Annotated in this window: 15 protein-coding genes; 13 read left to right on the forward strand and 2 right to left on the reverse strand. The window is 50.7% G+C overall.

The window, feature by feature from the left end:
- The first annotated feature begins 119 nt into the window (after positions 1-119).
- Positions 120-1136, forward strand: a complete 1017-nt coding sequence (gene mgrA, locus NYE54_RS09520) for an L-glyceraldehyde 3-phosphate reductase (RefSeq protein WP_076320471.1) — start codon at positions 120-122, stop codon at positions 1134-1136.
- Between the two features lie 137 nt (positions 1137-1273).
- Here the strand turns inward: mgrA and NYE54_RS09525 are convergent, their stop codons facing one another.
- A complete protein-coding gene (locus tag NYE54_RS09525; RefSeq protein ID WP_076320472.1) occupies positions 1274-2137 on the reverse strand; it encodes an AraC family transcriptional regulator in 864 nt (287 codons plus the stop codon).
- A gap of 189 nt (positions 2138-2326) precedes the next feature.
- On the opposite strand from NYE54_RS09525, the gene NYE54_RS09530 reads away from it, so the two are divergent.
- The 12 genes from NYE54_RS09530 (at position 2327) to NYE54_RS09585 (ending at position 18652) form a co-directional block, all read left to right on the forward strand.
- Entirely contained in the window at positions 2327-3505 is a 1179-nt protein-coding gene (locus NYE54_RS09530) for a galactokinase (protein ID WP_213645560.1), read from the forward strand.
- Position 3506: 1 nt separating this feature from the next.
- Positions 3507-4496, forward strand: coding sequence for a UDP-glucose 4-epimerase GalE (gene galE / locus NYE54_RS09535; RefSeq protein WP_339271800.1), 990 nt, complete (start codon positions 3507-3509; stop codon positions 4494-4496).
- Between the two features lie 19 nt (positions 4497-4515).
- A complete protein-coding gene (locus NYE54_RS09540; RefSeq protein ID WP_339271801.1) occupies positions 4516-6105 on the forward strand; it encodes a UDP-glucose--hexose-1-phosphate uridylyltransferase in 1590 nt (529 codons plus the stop codon).
- A 178-nt stretch (positions 6106-6283) separates the two neighbouring features.
- On the forward strand, positions 6284-7447 hold the full coding sequence (locus NYE54_RS09545; protein WP_339271803.1) for an iron-containing alcohol dehydrogenase: 1164 nt from the start codon (positions 6284-6286) through the stop codon (positions 7445-7447).
- A gap of 201 nt (positions 7448-7648) precedes the next feature.
- Positions 7649-8182, forward strand: coding sequence for a protease (locus tag NYE54_RS09550; RefSeq protein WP_076320476.1), 534 nt, complete (start codon positions 7649-7651; stop codon positions 8180-8182).
- A gap of 4 nt (positions 8183-8186) precedes the next feature.
- The gene (locus NYE54_RS09555) at positions 8187-9719 is read left to right on the forward strand and encodes a flotillin family protein (protein WP_076320477.1); all 1533 of its coding nucleotides are present in this window, start codon (positions 8187-8189) and stop codon (positions 9717-9719) included.
- 147 nt (positions 9720-9866) lie between these two features.
- Positions 9867-10724, forward strand: coding sequence for a PRD domain-containing protein (locus NYE54_RS09560; RefSeq protein ID WP_076320478.1), 858 nt, complete (start codon positions 9867-9869; stop codon positions 10722-10724).
- A 283-nt stretch (positions 10725-11007) separates the two neighbouring features.
- Positions 11008-13089 carry a glucose-specific PTS transporter subunit IIBC gene (gene ptsG / locus NYE54_RS09565; protein ID WP_339271805.1) on the forward strand — a complete coding sequence of 694 codons (2082 nt, stop codon included), beginning with the start codon at positions 11008-11010 and terminating at the stop codon, positions 13087-13089.
- A 59-nt stretch (positions 13090-13148) separates the two neighbouring features.
- Positions 13149-13424: an HPr family phosphocarrier protein gene (locus tag NYE54_RS09570; RefSeq protein WP_009591829.1), complete on the forward strand. Its 276-nt coding sequence runs from the start codon at positions 13149-13151 to the stop codon at positions 13422-13424.
- Positions 13417-15138: a phosphoenolpyruvate--protein phosphotransferase gene (gene ptsP, locus NYE54_RS09575; protein WP_339271808.1), complete on the forward strand. Its 1722-nt coding sequence runs from the start codon at positions 13417-13419 to the stop codon at positions 15136-15138. Before NYE54_RS09570 ends, ptsP begins: the two co-directional genes overlap by 8 nt.
- Before the next feature lie 329 nt (positions 15139-15467).
- Positions 15468-17828 carry a type I pullulanase gene (gene pulA, locus NYE54_RS09580; RefSeq protein WP_339271809.1) on the forward strand — a complete coding sequence of 787 codons (2361 nt, stop codon included), beginning with the start codon at positions 15468-15470 and terminating at the stop codon, positions 17826-17828.
- A 194-nt stretch (positions 17829-18022) separates the two neighbouring features.
- Positions 18023-18652 (forward strand): 50S ribosomal protein L25, encoded by a 630-nt coding sequence (locus NYE54_RS09585; RefSeq protein WP_215162200.1) that lies wholly within the window; start codon positions 18023-18025, stop codon positions 18650-18652.
- Positions 18653-18736: 84 nt separating this feature from the next.
- Here the strand turns inward: NYE54_RS09585 and NYE54_RS09590 are convergent, their stop codons facing one another.
- Positions 18737-19621, reverse strand: coding sequence for a transporter substrate-binding domain-containing protein (locus NYE54_RS09590; RefSeq protein WP_339271812.1), 885 nt, complete (start codon positions 19619-19621; stop codon positions 18737-18739).
- Positions 19622-19667 lie beyond the last annotated feature (46 nt).

A 19667-nucleotide genomic window follows, 5' to 3' on the forward strand; every position in this document is an offset into this window, starting at 1 on the left:
GACAGAGGCGGCGTGCTGCTGCACCTATAACTGTAATCGTTTTCTTGTCAAAGGACGACCAAACACGATAAGATGGAATTTAGCAATGGACCTATCACTTAGAGAGGCAGGGATTGTAAGTGACCTATGTGGCTAGCGAAGACCGCTATGAAGGAATGAAGTATAACCGCGTGGGGCGATCTGGATTGAAACTTCCGGCGATCTCCCTTGGATTATGGCATAATTTCGGTGGTGTCGACACGTATGAAAACGGGCGTAATATGATTACGCGCTCCTTCGATCTGGGCATAACCCACTTCGATCTGGCGAACAATTACGGACCGCCTGCAGGCTCTGCCGAAGAGACGTTCGGTAAAGTTCTCTCAAGAGATCTTAAGGCTTACCGTGATGAAATCGTCATTTCGTCCAAAGCGGGCTACTATATGTGGCCTGGACCTTATGGTGACTTTGGATCGCGTAAATATCTGGTAGCAAGTCTCGATCAGAGCTTGAAACGAATGGGTCTGGACTATGTCGATATTTTCTATCATCATCGGATGGATCCAAAAACGCCGCTTGAGGAAACCATGGTAGCGCTAGATCATCTTGTTCGTTCAGGCAAGGCGCTTTATGTTGGAGTCTCCAATTATTCGCCAGAGAAGACGCGGGAAGCGATATCGATTCTGAAAAGCCTGGGAACTCCGCTGCTCATCCATCAGCCAAGCTACTCCATGCTGGACCGTTGGGTGGAGAATGGACTGCTCGATGTCCTGGAAGAGAACGGGGTCGGAAGCATCGCCTTCACTCCGCTTGCTCAAGGACTATTGACCAACAAATATTTGAACGGCGTGCCTGGCGATTCACGCGCCGCAAGCGCATCCGTATTCTTGAACGAGAGCAATATCACGCCTGAAGCGCTGCGCAAGATCAGAGCTTTGAACCAAATCGCTCAAGCGCGGAATCAGAGTCTCGCCCAATTTGCTCTCGCCTGGGTCCTCCGCGGCGGCCGGGTGACATCTGCCCTGATCGGGGCAAGCAAGGTGAGCCAGATCGAAGACAATGTAGCTGCCTTGAACAACCTGGAGTTCTCGAAGGAAGAGCTGGATCGCATTGAAGCGATTCTGAAAACGGAAAACACCTCTTCCGCAGAAGGATGATCATTTGCCACTAATGATTGCATGCCGAACATAACATAGATTCCAACATACATGAATGGAGCGCCTCAGGATGATTACGGACCTGACAGGCGCTCCTTTTTTCATTGAGACATATCGGACTGACGATATCATTAAAGTTAAGTTAATGCGGATGATGAGAGGATATCCTTGCGGTACCGCGTTGGGGATCGGCCGACAAGACGCTTGAACTGACGCGAGAAATAGAGTGGATCGGTGAGTCCAACGGATGCGGAAACCTGCTCGATGGACAAATCGGGGCGTTCGCGCAGCAGCCGCTTGGATTGGTCGATTCTTAATTTAAGCAGATACGTAATCGGAGTCATGCCCGTTTCCTGCTTGAAGATGCGCGACAGGTATGCGCGGTTGTAACCTAGGCTAGCGCACATTTGTTCAATCGAGACGGGATGTGCGTACTGAGAAGCCATGTAATTGATCATCTGCTTCACCGTGCGCTGAACCTGCGGTTCTGCCAGCGTTAAACGGGACGGCCGGTCACTCCGATTCATGATCTCAGCCCAGATTAAATGCAAATAACCGATGGCGGCGATATGGGAGCTTTCTTCCCTGGATTGAAAATGGCTTTGAATAAGGGACACATAGCCGGGAATCGGGTTGTTCTCCATGAGATGGAGGACAGGCTTTTCGGGTGTGAGTCCCGAACGGGATACGCCTTCGCCGGCTTGCTCTCCATCAAAGGCAACCCACCGATAACGCCAGGGCTGGCTCGCATCGGATACATAACTGACAATCTGACCGGGATGGATAAGGAAACAGTCACCGGGGCCGAGCTGATACCTGTCGGTTTCGGTTCGAAATACACCATGTCCCGACTCGATGATATGCAATAAGTAATGATCGTATATTTTCGGCCCCAATGCATGCTCCGGCCGGGTCTGGCTCTCACCGGCGAATCGGACGTGGAGCGAACCGCTGCCTTGCTGGGCAGGATTGGAAGCAACAGAATAGGTTGGTTTCATCATTCATTTTCCTTTACAATAAGTTTGGGAAAAAGAGGAACTACGGGGACATCGTTGATTTTATGAATTCATTGTACCTCCAGAAGTCACATAAATCCATATGTAACGCACAAGATTTCATTATCGGTTAACGAGATTTCCATTATACTGAAGACAGTAAAACTACCATATGTACAGGATGGAGTGATGGCAGTGACGACGCAACAGCTTATGGAAAGATTTATGGACAAGCACGGTGAGAACCAGCATAAGGTTCGCATATTTAACGCACCCGGTCGCGTGAACCTGATCGGGGAGCATTTGGATTATAACGGAGGTTATGTGCTTCCGGCCGCCTTGGAGTTTGGCACCACCTTGATTATAAGGCCGCGCGACGATAACAAGGTAAGCTTTTCATCCACGAATATCCCCTATGAACTAACGATCAGCCTGGATGATGATTATGGCCACAAAAGCGATCAATGGACGGATTATCCGGTCGGCGTCATAACGGAGCTAAATAAAATCGGCTGCAATCTTAGCAGCGGTTATGACCTGCTCTACCATGGAGATATCCCGAACGGCGCAGGCCTCTCGTCCTCGGCGTCCATCGAAGTGGTCACGGCTTACGCCTTCTTGAAGATGGAAGGCAAGGAGACGGATACGGTGGAGATTGCGAAGCTTTCGCAGCGGGTGGAGAACCTGTTCGTTGGCGTCAACTCCGGCATTATGGATCAATTCGCCGTAGCCAACGGCAAGCAGGATCATGCCATTCTGTTAATGTGCGATACGCTGGAGTATGAGCTGGTACCTTTCCGGACCGGAGCATACAAAATCGTGATATCGAATACCAACAAACGGCGCGGACTCGTCGATTCCAAATACAATGAACGCCGCAGCGAGTGCGACCGCGCTTTGGAAATTTTGCAGAAGGAGCTGCCGGCGTTATCGTATCTCGCTCAACTGAATCCGGATCAATTCGCAACCTTGCAGGACAGCATCCGAGATGAAACCGTCCGAAGACGTGCCCAGCATGTTGTTGAGGAAAACCAGCGTGTGCATGATTCCGTGAAGGCTTTGAAGAACGGTGATCTGGAAGCATTCGGACAATATATGAACCAGTCCCACGACTCTTTGCGTTATCTGTACGAAGTAACGGGCGATGAGTTGGATGCGCTGGTGGAAGAAGCTCAGCGGATTCCAGGCACGCTGGGTTCCAGAATGACGGGAGCCGGTTTTGGAGGCTGTACGGTATCTCTCGTGCACGAGGATGCGGTGGAGCGTTTCATCACGGAAGTGGGGCAGCAGTACGAAGCCAGAATTGGACTGAAGCCGGATTTCTACGTATGCGGTGTAGGTCAAGGCGTGCATGAAGTGAAGGAGGGCGAATAATATGGCTATTTTAGTAACTGGCGGTGCGGGTTATATCGGTTCTCACACCGTAGCGGAGCTCTTGGAGCAGGGGGAAGAGGTTGTTGTGATCGACAGTCTGGAGACGGGGCATCGCGAAGCGCTGCTCGGCGGAAAGCTGTATGTTGGCGATTTGCGTGACAAGGCGCTGCTGAAACAGCTGTTTTCGGAAAACGACATTGATGCCGTTATCCATTTTGCTGCGAATTCTCTGGTTGGCGAGAGCATGAAAGATCCGGTGAAATATTACGATAACAACGTATACGGCACGCTGTGCCTGCTGGAAGCCATGAATGAAGCGGGTGTGCGGAAGATCGTCTTCTCGTCAACGGCAGCAACCTACGGCGAGCCTGCGAAGGTGCCGATCGAGGAAACGGACCGGACGCAGCCGACGAACGTGTACGGGGAAACCAAGCTGATGATGGAACGGATGATGTCCTGGTTTGATACCGTGCTTGGCGTGAAGTATGTGTCCCTTCGTTACTTTAACGCAGCCGGCTCGCATGCCAGCGGTAAGATCGGTGAGGATCACCGGCCTGAAAGCCATCTGATTCCGCTTGTCCTGCAAACGGCTTTGAAGCAGCGCGCAAGCATCTCGGTGTTTGGCGATGATTATGCAACGCCTGACGGCACATGTGTCCGTGACTACATTCATGTCAGCGATCTTGCGAACGCGCATCTGCGCGCGGTTGAGTACCTTCGCCGCGGAGAGTCCAGCAATGTGTTTAACCTCGGCAACGGACTTGGGTTTTCGGTTAAGGAGGTTATCGAGACCTCGAAGCAGGTGACGGGTGCCGACATTCCGGTTGTCATGGAAGCTCGCCGTGCCGGTGACCCTGCGGTATTGGTGGCGTCATCGGACAAAGCGCGAACGGTTCTCGGATGGGCACCATCCCGAACGACGCTTGAGGAGATTATCGAGAGCGCATGGAAATGGCACAGCAGCCGTCCGGACGGTTACGGTGACAATTAATCCAAGGGGGACGATGACCATGAATGCAGCAACATCAGGAACTCCCGAATCCAAGCGGGTTCTTCATGCGATTGAAATGCTGGTGCGTTTTGCACTTCATAAAGGCCTGATTCAGGCAGACGATGCCGATTACAGCCGCAATCTGCTGCTGGAGGATTTTGGATTCAGCGAACCGTACGGCGACGAAGTGAACGACCCGATACCGGATGGGCCTCAGACTATGCTCGACATCATGATCGATTACGGCGCGGCACATGGTATGATCCCCGAGAATACCGATACGTACCGGGATCTGCTGGACGCCAAAATCATGGGCCGGCTCATGGCAAGACCTTCGGAAGTAACAGCGCAGTTCCGGGCGGTCCAGCAGGAGCAGGGGATTATTGCGGCAACCCGGCAATTTTACAATCTGTGCATCGACTCGAACTACATTCGCATGGACCGCGTAGCCAAGAACGAATACTGGCGGCATACCAGCGCGTATGGCGATATTGAGATTACTATCAATCTCTCCAAGCCGGAGAAGAGTCCGAAGGAAATCGCCATGGCTAAACTGCTGCCTCCGCCGGTCTATCCGAAATGCCAGCTCTGCCGGGAGAATGTCGGTTATGCAGGCAGGGTCAATCACCCTGCGCGGCAAAACCTGCGCATTATTCCGCTGGAGCTAAACGGAGAACCATGGTTTTTCCAATACTCGCCGTATGTTTACTATAACGAGCACTGTATTGTATTCCATCACGACCATGTGCCGATGAAGCTGACTAAAGCGACGCTTGCCCGCCTCTTGAGCTTCGTCGATGCCTACCCGCATTATTTTCTCGGATCGAATGCGGATCTCCCGATTGTCGGGGGCTCGATTCTCACGCATGATCATTTTCAAGGGGGACGCCATACTTTCCCGATTCAGAAAGCACCGAAGGTGGCCGGATTTACGCATGGGGATTATCCGGGCGTATCCGTGGCCATTGTGAAGTGGCCGATGTCGGTTATCAGGCTATCCTCAAAGGAACGGGAATCGCTCCTTGAATGCGCGAACAGCATATACGAGGCATGGAAAATTTACAGTGATCCTTCAGCAGATATTGAAGCGTTCAGCCAAGTGGACGGAGAGCGGGTCCGCCATAATACGGTTACTCCGATTGCCCGCCGAAATGACGAGGGCATCTATGAGATGGACCTGGTTCTGAGGAACAATCGCACGAATGAGCAATATCCGGAAGGGATCTTCCATCCTCACCGGGAGATGTTCCACATCAAGAAGGAAAACATCGGCTTGATTGAAGTGATGGGCCTGGCGATCCTGCCGGGCCGACTCAAGGAAGAGCTCGATCTAATCGCCGATATCCTGGCGGGGAACGAGGAGCTTTACGCCGACAGCAAGGCCACCGACCATCCACTTGCCATCCATGGAGATTGGATCGAGGAGCTGCGAGGACGGGGAGCAGCCTCGCCGGATAAGGCCGAGGCAATCGAGCTGATTCGCCGGGAGGTCGGCCACAAATTTACGACGATTTTGGAGCATGCCGGGGTGTACAAACAGACGGCAGAAGGACAACAGGCATTTCAGCGATTCCTGAGCCATATGGGATACGTCTCAGATAGCAAATAGATATTCATTGATGGATATATGATGGATTGAAGTTAACGATAACGATGATCATCATTCAAACAGCCGATCTTTCTGGAGATAATACGGCTGTTTGTTTTGCATTAGGGGAATGGTATAGAATGAAAAAGCATGCAACATAGAATATAGATGCGAACAAGATGCAATGGAGGTAATGCACATGAGACCTTTTGTTTTTCATAATCCGACTCAATTGATTTTTGGCAAGGGCCAGCTGAGCGCTTTAAGTGTTGAAGTGGCCAAATATGGCCGAAACGTATTACTCGTATATGGTGGCGGCAGCATCAAGCGCAGCGGACTGTACGATCAGGTTATCGCATTGCTCAAGGAAGCGAATGCAGCAGTGACGGAGCTTGCCGGTGTGGAACCGAACCCGCGCCTGTCGACGGTTCATAAGGGTGTGGCATTGTGCCGGGAGCATGACATTGATCTTATTCTGGCCGTTGGCGGCGGAAGCGTCCTTGACTGCTCCAAGGCCATTGCCGTTGGCGCCAAATATGACGGAGATATGTGGGATTTCGTAGAGCGCAAAGCCGTTCCGCAAGCGGGTCTTCCACTTGGAACGGTACTTACGATGGCTGCAACGGGATCGGAGATGAACGGCGGCTCCGTCATCACCAATGAAGTAACGCAAGAGAAGATGGGCTGGGGAAGTCCTCATGCGTACCCCGCATTTTCGATTCTGGACCCTGTACATACGTTCTCTCTTCCGCGGGATCAAACGGTGTACGGTATCGTAGATATCATGTCTCACGTGCTGGAGCACTACTTCCACCAAGACACCAACACGCCCGTGCAGGACGGATTCTGCGAAACGATACTTCGTACCGTTATCGATACGGCACCGAAGCTGGTTGAGGATCTGGAGAACTATGAGCACCGCGAGACGATCATGTATTGCGGAACGATGGCGCTCAACGGCATGATCAATATGGGGATGGCCGGTGACTGGGGAACCCATAACATCGAGCACGCGGTATCTGCCGTATACGATATTCCGCATGGCGGCGGACTGGCGATCCTGTTCCCGAATTGGATGAAATATAATCAAAGTGCGGATCCTCAGCGCTTCAAGTCACTTGCCGTGAACGTATTCGGAGTGGACCCGGCAGGAAAAAGCGATGAAGCCATCGGATTGGAAGGAATTAAAGCGCTTCGCAGCTTCTGGACTTCCATCGGTGCGCCAAGCACACTGGGATCGTACGAGATTGACGACAGCCAGATCGAGGCTATGGCCGATAAGGCGATGCGGTTTGGTCCTTTTGGCAACTTCCGCAAGCTGCAGCGTGAAGACGTCGTGGAGATTTATCGGATGTCACTATAAGGGTTGTCCTGTCGTTATATGACAAGGAATAGAATTATTTCAAAGCCTGCCGGCTCATGCCGTGCAGGCTTTTTAATTGGGACGTGGAATATAGATATGAAGAGATTTTCATACGTTTGAGGGAAATAATTGAAACTTTAGCAAACATTTTGCCGTATTACTTGTTATACACAGTAAGGAGTTCTAGAGGGGGCAATCAACATGGAAGCGTTATATTGGGGCTGTCTGATCGGAGGCGTGATATTTGCCATCGTAACCGTAGTGCTTGGCGACATACTTAGCTCGGCGCTTGACGGATTATTGGACTTTTTGTCAGTGGATTTTTTCAATCCGGTTGTGATCGCTGGAGGAATCACTGTATTTGGCGGTACCGGAATCATGCTGACGAAATACACGGAATTAGCGGCAGGTGCCCATGTAACGCTGTCTGTCTTAGCGGCTATCGTCATTTCGATTCTCGTCTACTTCGGCTACGTTAAACCGATGGCGAACAGCGAGAACTCGACGGGCTTCTCCATAAAGGAGCTCGCGGGCATGATCGGCGTTGTCACCGTACCGCTTCCTGCAGAAGGATTCGGTGAAGTGATGGTCAAGGTTGGCGCAGGCAACACGACGCACATCGCGTCTAGCTTTGATCGCCAAAGTCTCCCCGCAGGTGTCCGTGTGGTGGTTGTCGACGTTGTTGAGGGTGTCCTGAGAGTGTCCGAACTGGAAGAACGAAAAGGAGAGGATTGATTCAATGCCAGAATTCTTAGTAATTCCGTCAATTGTTGTAGGCGTCATTGTCGTGTTAGGACTTGCGTTCTGGGCCCGTTACAAAACGGTGAGCCCGGATGAAGCGATGATCGTAACCGGTTCTTTTTTGGGAAGTAGAAATTTGTCGGAGGATGAATCCGGCCGCAAAATCAAAATCGTGCGCGGCGGAGGCGCATTTATACTTCCCGTGTTTCAGCGCTCCGAATTTGTATCGCTCTTATCTCATAAACTGGATGTTATGACACCTGAAGTGTACACGGAGCAAGGCGTTCCGGTTATGGCCGATGGGGTAGCCATCATAAAAGTGGGAAGCTCGATCGAAGATGTGGCAACGGCAGCCGAGCAATTCATGGGTAAGCCGATTGAAGCGCTGAAGGGCGAAGCCCAGGAAGTGCTGGAAGGTCATCTACGTGCCATTCTCGGTTCCATGACGGTAGAGGAAGTTTACCGTAACCGCGATAAATTTGCGCAGGAGGTTCAGGGTGTCGCTGCAAGAGACCTCAAGAAGATGGGATTGCAGATCGTTTCCTTTACCATTAAGGACGTTCGCGATAAGCATGGATATCTGGAAGCGCTGGGTAAACCACGGATCGCTACGGTAAAGCGGGATGCGGAGATTGCCGAAGCCGAAGCGGTGCGTGACGCGCGGATTCAGAAAGCGCGCGCGGAAGAAGAAGGACAGAAGGCCGAGGTTATACGTGATACCAACATCGCGGAAGCCGAGAAGGAACGGGAGCTGAAGGTCGCTTCATTTAAGAAGGAACAGGATACGGCGAAGGCCGAAGCAGACCAAGCCTATCATATCCAGGAAGCCCGTGCCAAACAAACGGCGGTTGAAGAGCAGATGAAGGTTGAGCTCGTTCGTAAGGAACGGGAAATCGATCTGCAGGAAAAAGAAATCATGATTCGTGAGAAGCAGTACGACGCGGACGTGAAGAAAAAGGCCGAAGCGGATCGCTATGCCGTTGAGCAGGCGGCCGAAGCGGATAAGGCCCGCAAGATGCGCGAAGCGGATGCCTTGCAGTATTCCATCGAAACCCAAGCTAAAGCCTCTGCGGAACAGAAGCGCCTGGATGGTCTGGCGGTTGCGGATGCTGAGCGTGCGAAAGGTACGGCTGAAGCCGAAGTCATTCGCCTGCGCGGTATTGCCGAAGCCGATGCCAAAGAGAAACTCGCCGAAGCGTTCCAGAAGTTTGGAGAAGCTGCTGTGCTCGATATCATCGTAAAAATGCTGCCTGAGCTTGCCGGCAAGATTGCTGAGCCAATCTCGTCCATCGACAAGCTGACGGTTGTTGATACAGGCAAAGGCGAGGGAGCAGCTCGCGTGAGCAATTATGTGACCGAGCTGATGTCCACGGCGCCTGAAATGTTGAAGAGTGTGTCAGGGATTGATGTGGAAGAACTGATTAAAGGATTGACCAAGAAGTCTGCCCCGGCCCAAAAGCCGGTAGCTGTGGAGCAGGAGCTTGTACCTGTACCGGTGCCTGTTGAGACAAGTGCTGCGAAGGAAGAATAGAACGAGCGGCAAGTAGGATTGGATAGCGTCCACAGGGAGCGGTACGGCACTTTGGAGTCTTTGGCAACCACATATGATTTTGCCGCGCTCTGATATTTCTGATAAGATATCCGAGTATACGCGTATGAATCAAAAAGAGGTGCAAACGTGAGCAGCTTACAAGTGGCTAAAGTGTTGAACAATAATGTAATCATAGCGAAGCATCCTCAACATGGCGAGGTTGTTGTTATTGGCAAGGGAATTGGCTTTAACCGGAAGAATAAAGACCGTATCCTGGCCTCCGCTGCCGAGAAGATGTTCATTTTGACCAAACCGGAGGAGCAGGAGCAGTATAAACAGCTGGTGCCTCATATCGATGAGAAGCTGATTGAGGCGATGAATGACATTATTCTGAACGCTGCCAAATCCAGCGACGCTCCTCTGAATGAGCATATCCACATTGCGTTGACTGATCATATTGCATTTGCCATTAAACGCCATGCCCAAGGTCTCTATATTCATAATCCCTTTTTATACGAAACCCGAGAGATGTATCCAGAGGAGTACGAGATGGCGGAATACGCCGTCCGTACCATCAGGGAGAAACTTGGGGTCGACTTGGGCCAAGAGGAAATCGGATTCATTGCCCTTCATTTTCACGGCGCGCTCACAAACCAGCACATTTCGGAGGTTCGCAAACATTCGGAGCTGATCGCGGATCTAGTACATACCGTTGAACAGCAGCTGGATTATACCATCCCGAGGGATTCATTGGATTATTCCCGTCTACTAACCCATCTCCGGTTTGCGTTGGAGCGGATTCGGCGGGGAGAAGCGGTAAACGAGACGAGTTCATTGGATGGTCTGCTGAAGCGTGAATATCCTGAGACGTATTCCTTGGCATGGAAACTGACAAAGATGATGGAGCAGCGACTGAAGAAGCCCGTATATCCCGCTGAAGCCGGTTATTTGACCATTCATCTGGAGCGGCTGGTCCAGCGCAAAGAGCAGGGCGAGCAAATGTGAAGATTTTATTAAGTCCCTTACCATGTGGTTGCAACGAAAAATGAACGATGTTACAATACGAACAGTTATGAAGCATAAAACTTCAAATCAAACGTGTAACTGATTCGATCAGGCATGAGTATTGCAGGAATTTGGTTGTTATTACCCATTTTTGGGTAATCTAATCCATGAGATTAGCCATCCATTTTCCCGTGGTTACTCATGCCTTTTTTTTGATTTGCTTGTTTTATGATGTTCTACATTCAGCTTTGTGATCACAACTAGATAGAGGGTGAGAATTTTCATGTTTAAGCGGCTTTTTGGCGTCCTGCAAAGGGTCGGTAAAGCTCTGATGCTGCCCGTGGCCATATTGCCGGCGGCCGGACTATTACTCGGCCTTGGAAATATGCTGGTCAACCCTGATTTCCTGCAGTATGCACCGTGGCTCAATGCGGCTTGGGTTCAAGCAGCTGCCACTGTCATGATGAATGCGGGACAAATTGTGTTCACGAATTTATCATTGCTGTTTGCAGTGGGGGTTGCCGTCGGCTTGGCCGGAGGTGAAGGTGTGGCCGGGCTTGCTGCGATCATCGGTTACCTTGTCATGAACGTTACCATGGGCAGCGTTATAGGTGTGACGCCATCGATGATTGGCACGAATTACGAATATGCCAGCGTGCTTGGCATTCCGACCCTGGCAACCGGGGTATTCGGCGGAATTATTGTAGGTATATTAGCGGCAAGCATGTACCGAAGATTTTTCAAAATAGAGCTTCCGTCCTATCTGGGCTTTTTTGCAGGAAAACGCTTTGTTCCGATTATGACGGCTGCAACGTCCGTTTTGCTTGGTCTGTTAATGGTCTTTATATGGCCACCGATCCAGTCTACGCTTAACACTGCATCCCATTTTATGCTGGAGCAAAACCTGACGCTGTCCGCTTTTGTGTTCGGCGTTGTGGAACGCGGATTGATTCCGTTCGGTCTGCACCACATTTTCTATTCTCCATTCTGGTTTGAGTTCGGGGAATATTTGAATCAGGCAGGTCAAATGGTGCGCGGTGATCAAAATATATTCATGGCTCAGCTTCGGGATGGTGTCGAGTTTACAGCAGGCACCTTCATGACGGGTAAATATCCGTTTATGATGTTTGGTCTTCCTGCTGCTGCGCTTGCTATCTATCATGAAGCGAGACCGGAGAACAAAAAGTTCGTTGCTGGTATTATGGGGTCGGCAGCACTGACCTCCTTCTTGACCGGGATCACGGAACCGCTAGAGTTCTCCTTCCTGTTCGTCGCACCGATCTTGTTCGTCGTGCATGCGTTGTTCGCAGGTCTATCCTTCATGACCATGCATATTCTGGGTACCAAGATTGGCATGACCTTCTCGGGCGGCCTGATCGATTACATGATTTTCGGTGTCATTCCGAATCGGACGCCATGGTGGAATGTTCTCATTGTTGGTGCTATCATGGCAGTAATCTATTATTTCGGATTCCGGTTTGTCATTCGGAAATTCAATCTGAAGACGCCGGGCCGGGAGGAAGCTTCTGCATCGGAGTCGGAATCAGGCTCCCAGGGAGCAAGTGGTGACAGCAAAAATGAACTGCCGCTTAACATTCTGACTGCTCTTGGCGGCCAACCTAACATTGCGCATCTGGATGCCTGCATTACCCGGCTTCGGGTAGAGGTGAAAGATAAGGGTCGTGTCGATAAGACAAGGCTGAAACAGTTGGGTGCGTCAGGTGTGCTGGAGGTGGGGAATAATATCCAGGCGATATTCGGAACGCGTTCCGATACGATTAAATCGCAAATCCAGGACATTATGTCGGGTATAACACCGACTACCGCACCTGCAGCAGCGGATGTGGAAACGATGCCGACTGCTAAAGAAGAGTTGCAGGCGGGTCAGAACGGAGAAACGCTTGTCATGGAGGAGATCGCATCTCCAGTCGATGGAGAGCTTATGGATATTTCTCATGTACCTGATCCTGTGTTTGCAGAACGAATGACGGGGGATGGATTTGCGGTATTGCCTCATAACGGAACGATCGCTTCTCCTGTTAACGGAACCGTGTTTAACGTATTCCCCAGCAAGCATGCGGTCGGCATTATGTCCGATGGCGGCAAGGAAGTGCTTGTCCATATCGGCGTCAATACCGTTAAGCTGAAGGGGCAAGGGTTTGAAGTGCTTGTTCAGGAGGGGGATCTGGTATCTACAGGCCAACCGATCATGCAAGTGGATCTGGATTATGTGAAGGCGAATGCCAAATCGATTATCTCTCCTGTGATCTTCTCGAATTTGCCGGAAGGAGCTTCTGTGAAGCTGAACAAGACCGGTGAAGTAAAAAGTGGTGAACAAGGGATCATCACCATATTGAAACCTTAATTTCACGGTTATCTCAAGGATTCCAAAAAATTTAAATATACGAAAGTAGGATGATGAACATGCAACAAACATTCAGAATTATTGACGAAGATGGAATTCACGCACGTCCAGCAACAGCATTGGTAAATACGGCGAACAAATTCCAGGATACCAATTCATTTGCCGAAGCTAACGGCAAAAAAGTAACGTTGAAATCGATTCTGGGCGTTCTGTCCCTCGGATTGGAGCAAGGTGATACATTGACACTGATCACGGAAGGCGGCAATGAGAGCGAAGCGCTGACTGCACTGCAAGAAGTGATGGTGAACGAAGGGTTAGGCGAGCTTCATGAATAATTTGAAAGGAATCGCGGCTTCCGCAGGCATCGCGATTGCACGTGCATTTACGCTGGAGCATCCCGATTACTCTGTTACGGAAAAGCAAGTGGCAGACACAGATGCCGAGCTTTCGAAGCTGGATGCGGCGCTGGCTCAGTCCCAGGCTGAGCTGGAAGCGATCAAAGCCCGTACGCTTCAGGAACTCGGGGAGAAGAAGGCTGAGATTTTCGAATCTCACCTTCTCATCCTGAATGATCCGGAATTGATTGAACCGGTCAAAGCGAAAATCGCTTCCGATTCGGTTAACGCGGAATACGCCTTAAATGAAACGGCAACCCAATTCATTCAAATGTTCGAGAACATGAAGAGTGCCTACTTGCAGGAGCGGGCAGCGGATATGCGCGACGTAACCAAACGTATTCTTAAGCATCTGCTCGGCCTGAATTATGTCAGTCCATCCGAAATCAGCGAAGAAGTGATCGTGGTTGCAGAGGACTTGACCCCGTCGGATACAGCGCAGTTGAACCGCAACTACGTTAAAGGATTTACGACGAATATTGGCGGGCGTACCTCGCATTCTGCCATCATGGCCCGTTCGCTTGAAATTCCGGCTGTCGTCGGAACGAAAAACGTGCTCTCTTCGGTCCAAAACGGGAATTTGATCATCGTTGACGGACTGGAAGGGGATGTCATCATTAATCCTACTGAAGCTATTGTAGCCCAATACCGTGCGAAGCAGGATGCCTACGCCAAACAGGTCGAGGAATGGAAGAAACTCCGCTCCGAACCGACGGTATCCAAGGACGGGATCCATGTGGAACTGGCCGCCAATATCGGGACACCAAACGATGTAACTGGCGTGTTGGAGAATGGCGGGGAAGCGGTAGGATTGTATCGTACGGAATTCTTGTACATGGGCAGAGATAAACTTCCTTCCGAAGAGATCCAGTATGTCGCTTATAAATCGGTACTGGAGAAAATGGAAGGCAAGCCGGTTGTTGTCCGCACGCTTGATATCGGCGGGGACAAAGAGCTGCCTTATCTGGATCTTCCTAAGGAAATGAATCCGTTCCTGGGATTCCGGGCCATTAGGCTGTGCCTGGACCGTCAGGATATTTTCAGAACACAGCTTCGGGCACTGCTCCGCGCAAGCGTCCATGGCAATCTGCGAATCATGTTTCCCATGATCGCGACACTCGGTGAATTCCGCGAAGCCAAAGCGCTTTTGGAGGAAGAGAAATCCAAGCTTGTAAGCGAAGGCATTCCGGTATCCGAGGAGATCCAACTCGGGATCATGGTGGAGATTCCATCCACTGCGGTGCTTGCAGATCAGTTTGCGAAAGAGGTTGATTTCTTCAGTATCGGAACGAATGATCTTATCCAGTATACGATGGCCGCTGACCGCATGAATGAACGGGTTTCTTATTTGTATCAACCCTATAATCCGGCGATTTTGCGACTGGTTAAAATGGTTATCGATGCCGCTCATCGCGAAGGCCGCTGGGTTGGTATGTGCGGTGAAATGGCCGGTGACGCCACGGCGATTCCGATTCTCCTCGGTTTGGGGCTGGATGAGTTTAGCATGAGTGCTACATCCATTCTTCCGGCGCGCAGCCAGATCGGGAAGCTGTCCCGCAGTGATATGCAGGCACTCGCTGCCAAAGCAATTGAAATGGGTACCGCAGAGGAAGTAGTGGCTCTGGTGGAATCCATAGAAGTAGCAGGCGAGTAAGGGGAAGAAGCCCCGAACGGTCTTAGGAATTGATGAAGCACTTCGTTTGTTTTGAGGACTCTACTAATCTTTTTCCACGAAAACCATACATTGACAACATCTGTCCATTTGGGCAGATGTTTTTTTGTCAAAAGAAAGACACCCGGCATATTTGCTAGTATAATAGCCTAAATATATAGTTAATTGGCATCAAACCCAAACCAAATCAGGGCTTTTGGCATATCATGGTATATGAAAGCGTTCTACATTCATGTGCTAGAGGTCTGTCTTATGATTCAGGCGCCCATACTAGGAAGTAAATCTACTTATAAGTGACGGTGATGATGACTATGGACATGATCAAGAGCTGCACTAGTGTTAAGCTGGGGGCAACCTACCGAAGAGAGGGAACGGCCTTTCAGGTATGGGCTCCGGAAGCGGTTCATGTGAGACTGGCTTTGTATGAAAGTCCGGGAGAGTATAACGAGCAAGGTCTCGTAACGGATCACGAGGGCGGTATTTTATATTCAATGGAACATAGTGGCGACGGTATATGGTCGACTGTCGTAAACAGGGATCTTCATGGAACGTATTATATGTACCAAATCGAGTCAGTGGACGGTGACGTGTGTTATGCCGTTGACCCCTATGCAACAGCGGTGTCCGCCAACGGCTGCCGCGGGGCGGTTGTTGATCTGGCGAAGAGCAATCCGCCGGGGTGGGAGCAGGATGTTAGACCCGAGCTGCTGAAGCCTACGGATGCGGTGCTCTATGAGCTTCATGTACGCGACTTCTCGATTCATACCGATTCGGGAATGAAATATAGAGGAAAATATAAGGCATTCACGGAGGGTGGCCTGCGGGATTCCGAAGGGAATACCATTGGCCTGGATCATCTTGAAGAATTGGGTGTAACCCATGTGCATCTGCTGCCGGTATTTGATTTTCGAACGGTCAATGAGCTGGACGGTTATGAAACCGGCTGCTTGAACCGCGAGTATAACTGGGGGTATGATCCGCAAAATTACAACGTTCCTGAAGGTTCATATGCGACAGACCCTATGGATCCAATTGTGCGCATCCGGGAGCTGAAGGAAATGATTCTGGCTCTGCATGCGAGGGGAATCCGTGTCATCATGGATGTGGTTTACAACCATACGTATACGGTGGATGACGGTCCGTTTGAACGATTAGCGCCGGGGTATTTCTATCGAAAGGATGGATATGGAAATTTATCGAACGGTTCAGGCGTAGGCAATGAGCTGGCTACGGAGAAGCCGATGGTACGCAAATACATTAAGGATTCCTTAAGGTACTGGGCCGAGGAGTATCACATCGATGGATTTCGGTTTGATTTGATGGCTTTGATTGATACAACAACGATGAAAGAGCTTGTAAGTGAGCTGCGTCGTGAGGTGGATTACTCTCTTCTGTTTTATGGTGAACCCTGGACAGGAGGCTTAAGCCCGTTAACGGAACAGACCGTCAAAGGAAGCCAGAAGGGTCAAGGCTTTGCTGTATTCAATGATCATTTCCGGCATGCCATTAAGGGTGACAATGACGGTCGCGGCCCTGGGTTTGCTACGGGCGAACCATGGTACGAGGGTGCGGTCGTTGAAGGGATGATGGGCTCGATCCATGATTTTGCGCTGCATCCGGATGAGACGGTCAATTACGTCACCGTGCACGATAATTTGAATCTGTGGGACAAAATTTTGGTGGCACACGGGATGGAAGAGCAGGCAGGGCTGCTCCATCTGATGGACGGGAAGCTGGTTAACGGCGGCGATGTATGGCAGGCAACCGCTGCATCTAAGCCTTATGTCGATATTCCTGATGAAGATGTGATGTCGGCAGTGCCTGTGCGCCGCAGCTTGCTGGCTAACGGCATTGTACTGCTCTCTCAGGGGATTCCGCTGCTGCATGCCGGCGATGAGCTGCTTCGCACGAAATTTGGCGATCATAATAGCTACCGCAGCGGGGATGCCGTTAATGCCATCCGCTGGTCAAACAAGAAAAGATTCAGACCTGTGTTTGACTACTACAAAGGCCTTATTGCCCTGCGCAAAGCCCATCCAGCATTTCGAATGGCAGCAAGAGAAGAGATTGAGGAACATATGGAAGTGCTGCGCAGCAGCGATCGGATTATTGCCTACCGGTTAACGCATCATGCTGCACAAGATAGCTGGGGACAGATCGTTGTGATCGTGAACGGGAATGAGCATGAAATGACGGTTGATCTGCCGCCTACGCCTTACCGCTGGAACATCGTGGTGAATGATCGCCAGGCAGGTACGGATACGATCGAGACGTTGGACCAAGGAGCTATAGCCGTCCCAGGGCTGTCGCTGATGGTGTTGTACGAGGATCAGGCCCAGAAGAAGCAAGGGCTGACTACCGTTGAGATCGAATATGAGAGACGTGATCAAGCTTATGATGGCTGGAACGTATGGGTGTGGGGAACGGGCGTGCAGGATGGCAGCGTGCCATTCTCAAAGGCGGACAGCGGCAAAGCTCGAGCGGTCTTCTACGCAGCCTCCGGAACCAAGCGGGTCGGCTGTATCGTCAGGTTGAATGATTGGGAGGATCGGGAAGGCGAGAACGACTGGTTTATCGATATTCCGCCGGATGAAGCAAAGGTACGGATTTCGCTGCGAAGTCACAAAGACGAAGGCTCTGGGGGCCAAGAGCAGCAGGATATGGCGAGTTGAGGATTGTATCGTAAAAAAATAAGGAGCCCTCCTTTTGTACTGAAAGGGGGGCTCCCATTATTTATATTTCAAAAGGGGTACCATTCATTACCCATTGGATTGAAATTTAAAACATCTGCATCTCATGATTAGTTAGCAGGGAAATAGGGTAATAATGAGATAGACTTTGTTTTCGATAAAGGAGGATGTCACTCATGTCAAAAGGAAACACAGTTCAACTCCAGGCAGATGTTCGTAACGAATTTACACGGGCTTCTCGCCGCGTGCTTCGCGAGAATGGCGGAATCCCCGGCGTCGTATACGGCGGGGGCGAGGAAAGCATCCCGGTTGCTGTTAATTTCAAGGATACGGCCAAGCTGTTTCACACCGGACGTTCGGAGGTATTCCAGCTTGATATTCCAGGCTCCGGTAAAATTCCGGTTTTGATTAAGGACATTCAAAAGAGACGCGGCACTGTATCCCATGTGGACTTTCTGCGGATCTCCATGAATAAGCCGGTTCGTGTCAGCATTCCGGTGGATTATCATGGTACTGCTGTCGGAACGAAATCTGGCGGTATTCTGCAAACCCAGGTTACCGAAATCGAAGTAGAGGGCTTGCCAGGCGAACTGCCTTCTACCCTTGAAGCAGACGTATCCGCTCTGGAGATAGGCGACAAGCTTACGGTTGCAGATATTAAAGTACCGGAGGGTATTACATTACATGCTTCGGATGAGGAGGTTCTCGCAACCGTTATCGTGCCTCGTGCCGTTGAGGCTGCAGAGACAGAGGATGAAGCGGACGCTAAGGAAGCGAATGCGGGAGAGACAGCCGAAGAATCATAATATGCACATGTAAAAAGGCGTTTGCTTTGCTGGTATTCAGCAAAGCAAACGCCTTTTTGTCGGGAATTTTGAATGTGGAAAATTCTATTTAACCTTTCGATCATGGATGCCTTTATAACTCATCGGGGCGTCTCCAAAGTATTTGTTCCAAATGGTCAAATACGTTCCGTCCTGCTGCATGGTAGCCAGTGCGTTATCAACGGCAGCGACGAGATCTGGGTTCCCTTTTACAAAGGCGGCGGAAATCTCGAACACCTGATCGGCGGATTCAGCGGCAGCAACCGGTAGATCAGGGAACTGCTGCTTCAGGTTGGTCACGGATAACTGGTCCGAAATGACCGCATCCAGCTCTCCATTTGCGAGCTTGTGGGCTGCGTCTGATATATATTTGATCGGGACGATGTTCGCTCCATGCTTCTTGGCCATATCCTTATAGATTCCGGTGGGGTTCAGGCCGACACGCTTACCCTTGATATCCGAGAAGGTACGGATCTGATCTTCGCCCGAGGAACGCACAAGCAGAACCGGAGTAGAGGATAGATAAGCGACGGAAAAATCATAAAGTGCCCGCCGGTCCGGCCGGTCTTCAATCTGGTTGAAGACGGCATCGTATTTGCCTTCCGTCAGCCCTGGCAGCAAATTCTCCCACTCGGTTTCAACGAATTCTGCTCTTAGCTCCATATGACGGGCAACCTCTTCAGCGATTTCCACATCGAAACCCGTAAGTCTTCCGCCCGTTCCATGGTAACTGAAGGGGGGATAATCCCGTTCCGTTGCAATTCGCAGGGTTCCGCGTTCCACAGCATTCCGAAGCAGGAAGCCGGTGTTCACCCGGTAAGGGTTTACGCCCATATTGGGGGTTGGCACCCGGTCATTGCTGTTAGGGGTGCAGCCGGTAAGGACTATTGAACCGATCAGTGTGAATAAACAGGCAAGACTGATCCAACGTATCGATTTTGTTCCGCGCATGACTCCAAAAACCATCCTTTCTTTATTCACGGTCCTTCGAGGCCCA

This window comes from Paenibacillus sp. FSL K6-1330 (assembly GCF_037976825.1).
Lineage (GTDB): Bacteria > Bacillota > Bacilli > Paenibacillales > Paenibacillaceae > Paenibacillus_AQ.

What these genes read in the sequence shown, in the direction of transcription:
- NYE54_RS09550 (WP_076320476.1), top strand. Translation starts at nt 7,649, where the DNA reads ATGGAAGCGTTATATTGGGGCTGTCTGATCGGAGGCGTGATATTTGCC.
- ptsP (WP_339271808.1), top strand. Translation starts at nt 13,417, where the DNA reads ATGAATAATTTGAAAGGAATCGCGGCTTCCGCAGGCATCGCGATTGCA.
- NYE54_RS09585 (WP_215162200.1), top strand. Translation starts at nt 18,023, where the DNA reads ATGTCAAAAGGAAACACAGTTCAACTCCAGGCAGATGTTCGTAACGAA.
- NYE54_RS09590 (WP_339271812.1), bottom strand. Translation starts at nt 19,621, where the DNA reads ATGCGCGGAACAAAATCGATACGTTGGATCAGTCTTGCCTGTTTATTC.
- NYE54_RS09545 (WP_339271803.1), top strand. Translation starts at nt 6,284, where the DNA reads ATGAGACCTTTTGTTTTTCATAATCCGACTCAATTGATTTTTGGCAAG.
- NYE54_RS09540 (WP_339271801.1), top strand. Translation starts at nt 4,516, where the DNA reads ATGAATGCAGCAACATCAGGAACTCCCGAATCCAAGCGGGTTCTTCAT.
- NYE54_RS09555 (WP_076320477.1), top strand. Translation starts at nt 8,187, where the DNA reads ATGCCAGAATTCTTAGTAATTCCGTCAATTGTTGTAGGCGTCATTGTC.
- NYE54_RS09570 (WP_009591829.1), top strand. Translation starts at nt 13,149, where the DNA reads ATGCAACAAACATTCAGAATTATTGACGAAGATGGAATTCACGCACGT.
- ptsG (WP_339271805.1), top strand. Translation starts at nt 11,008, where the DNA reads ATGTTTAAGCGGCTTTTTGGCGTCCTGCAAAGGGTCGGTAAAGCTCTG.
- galE (WP_339271800.1), top strand. Translation starts at nt 3,507, where the DNA reads ATGGCTATTTTAGTAACTGGCGGTGCGGGTTATATCGGTTCTCACACC.
- pulA (WP_339271809.1), top strand. Translation starts at nt 15,468, where the DNA reads ATGGACATGATCAAGAGCTGCACTAGTGTTAAGCTGGGGGCAACCTAC.
- NYE54_RS09525 (WP_076320472.1), bottom strand. Translation starts at nt 2,137, where the DNA reads ATGATGAAACCAACCTATTCTGTTGCTTCCAATCCTGCCCAGCAAGGC.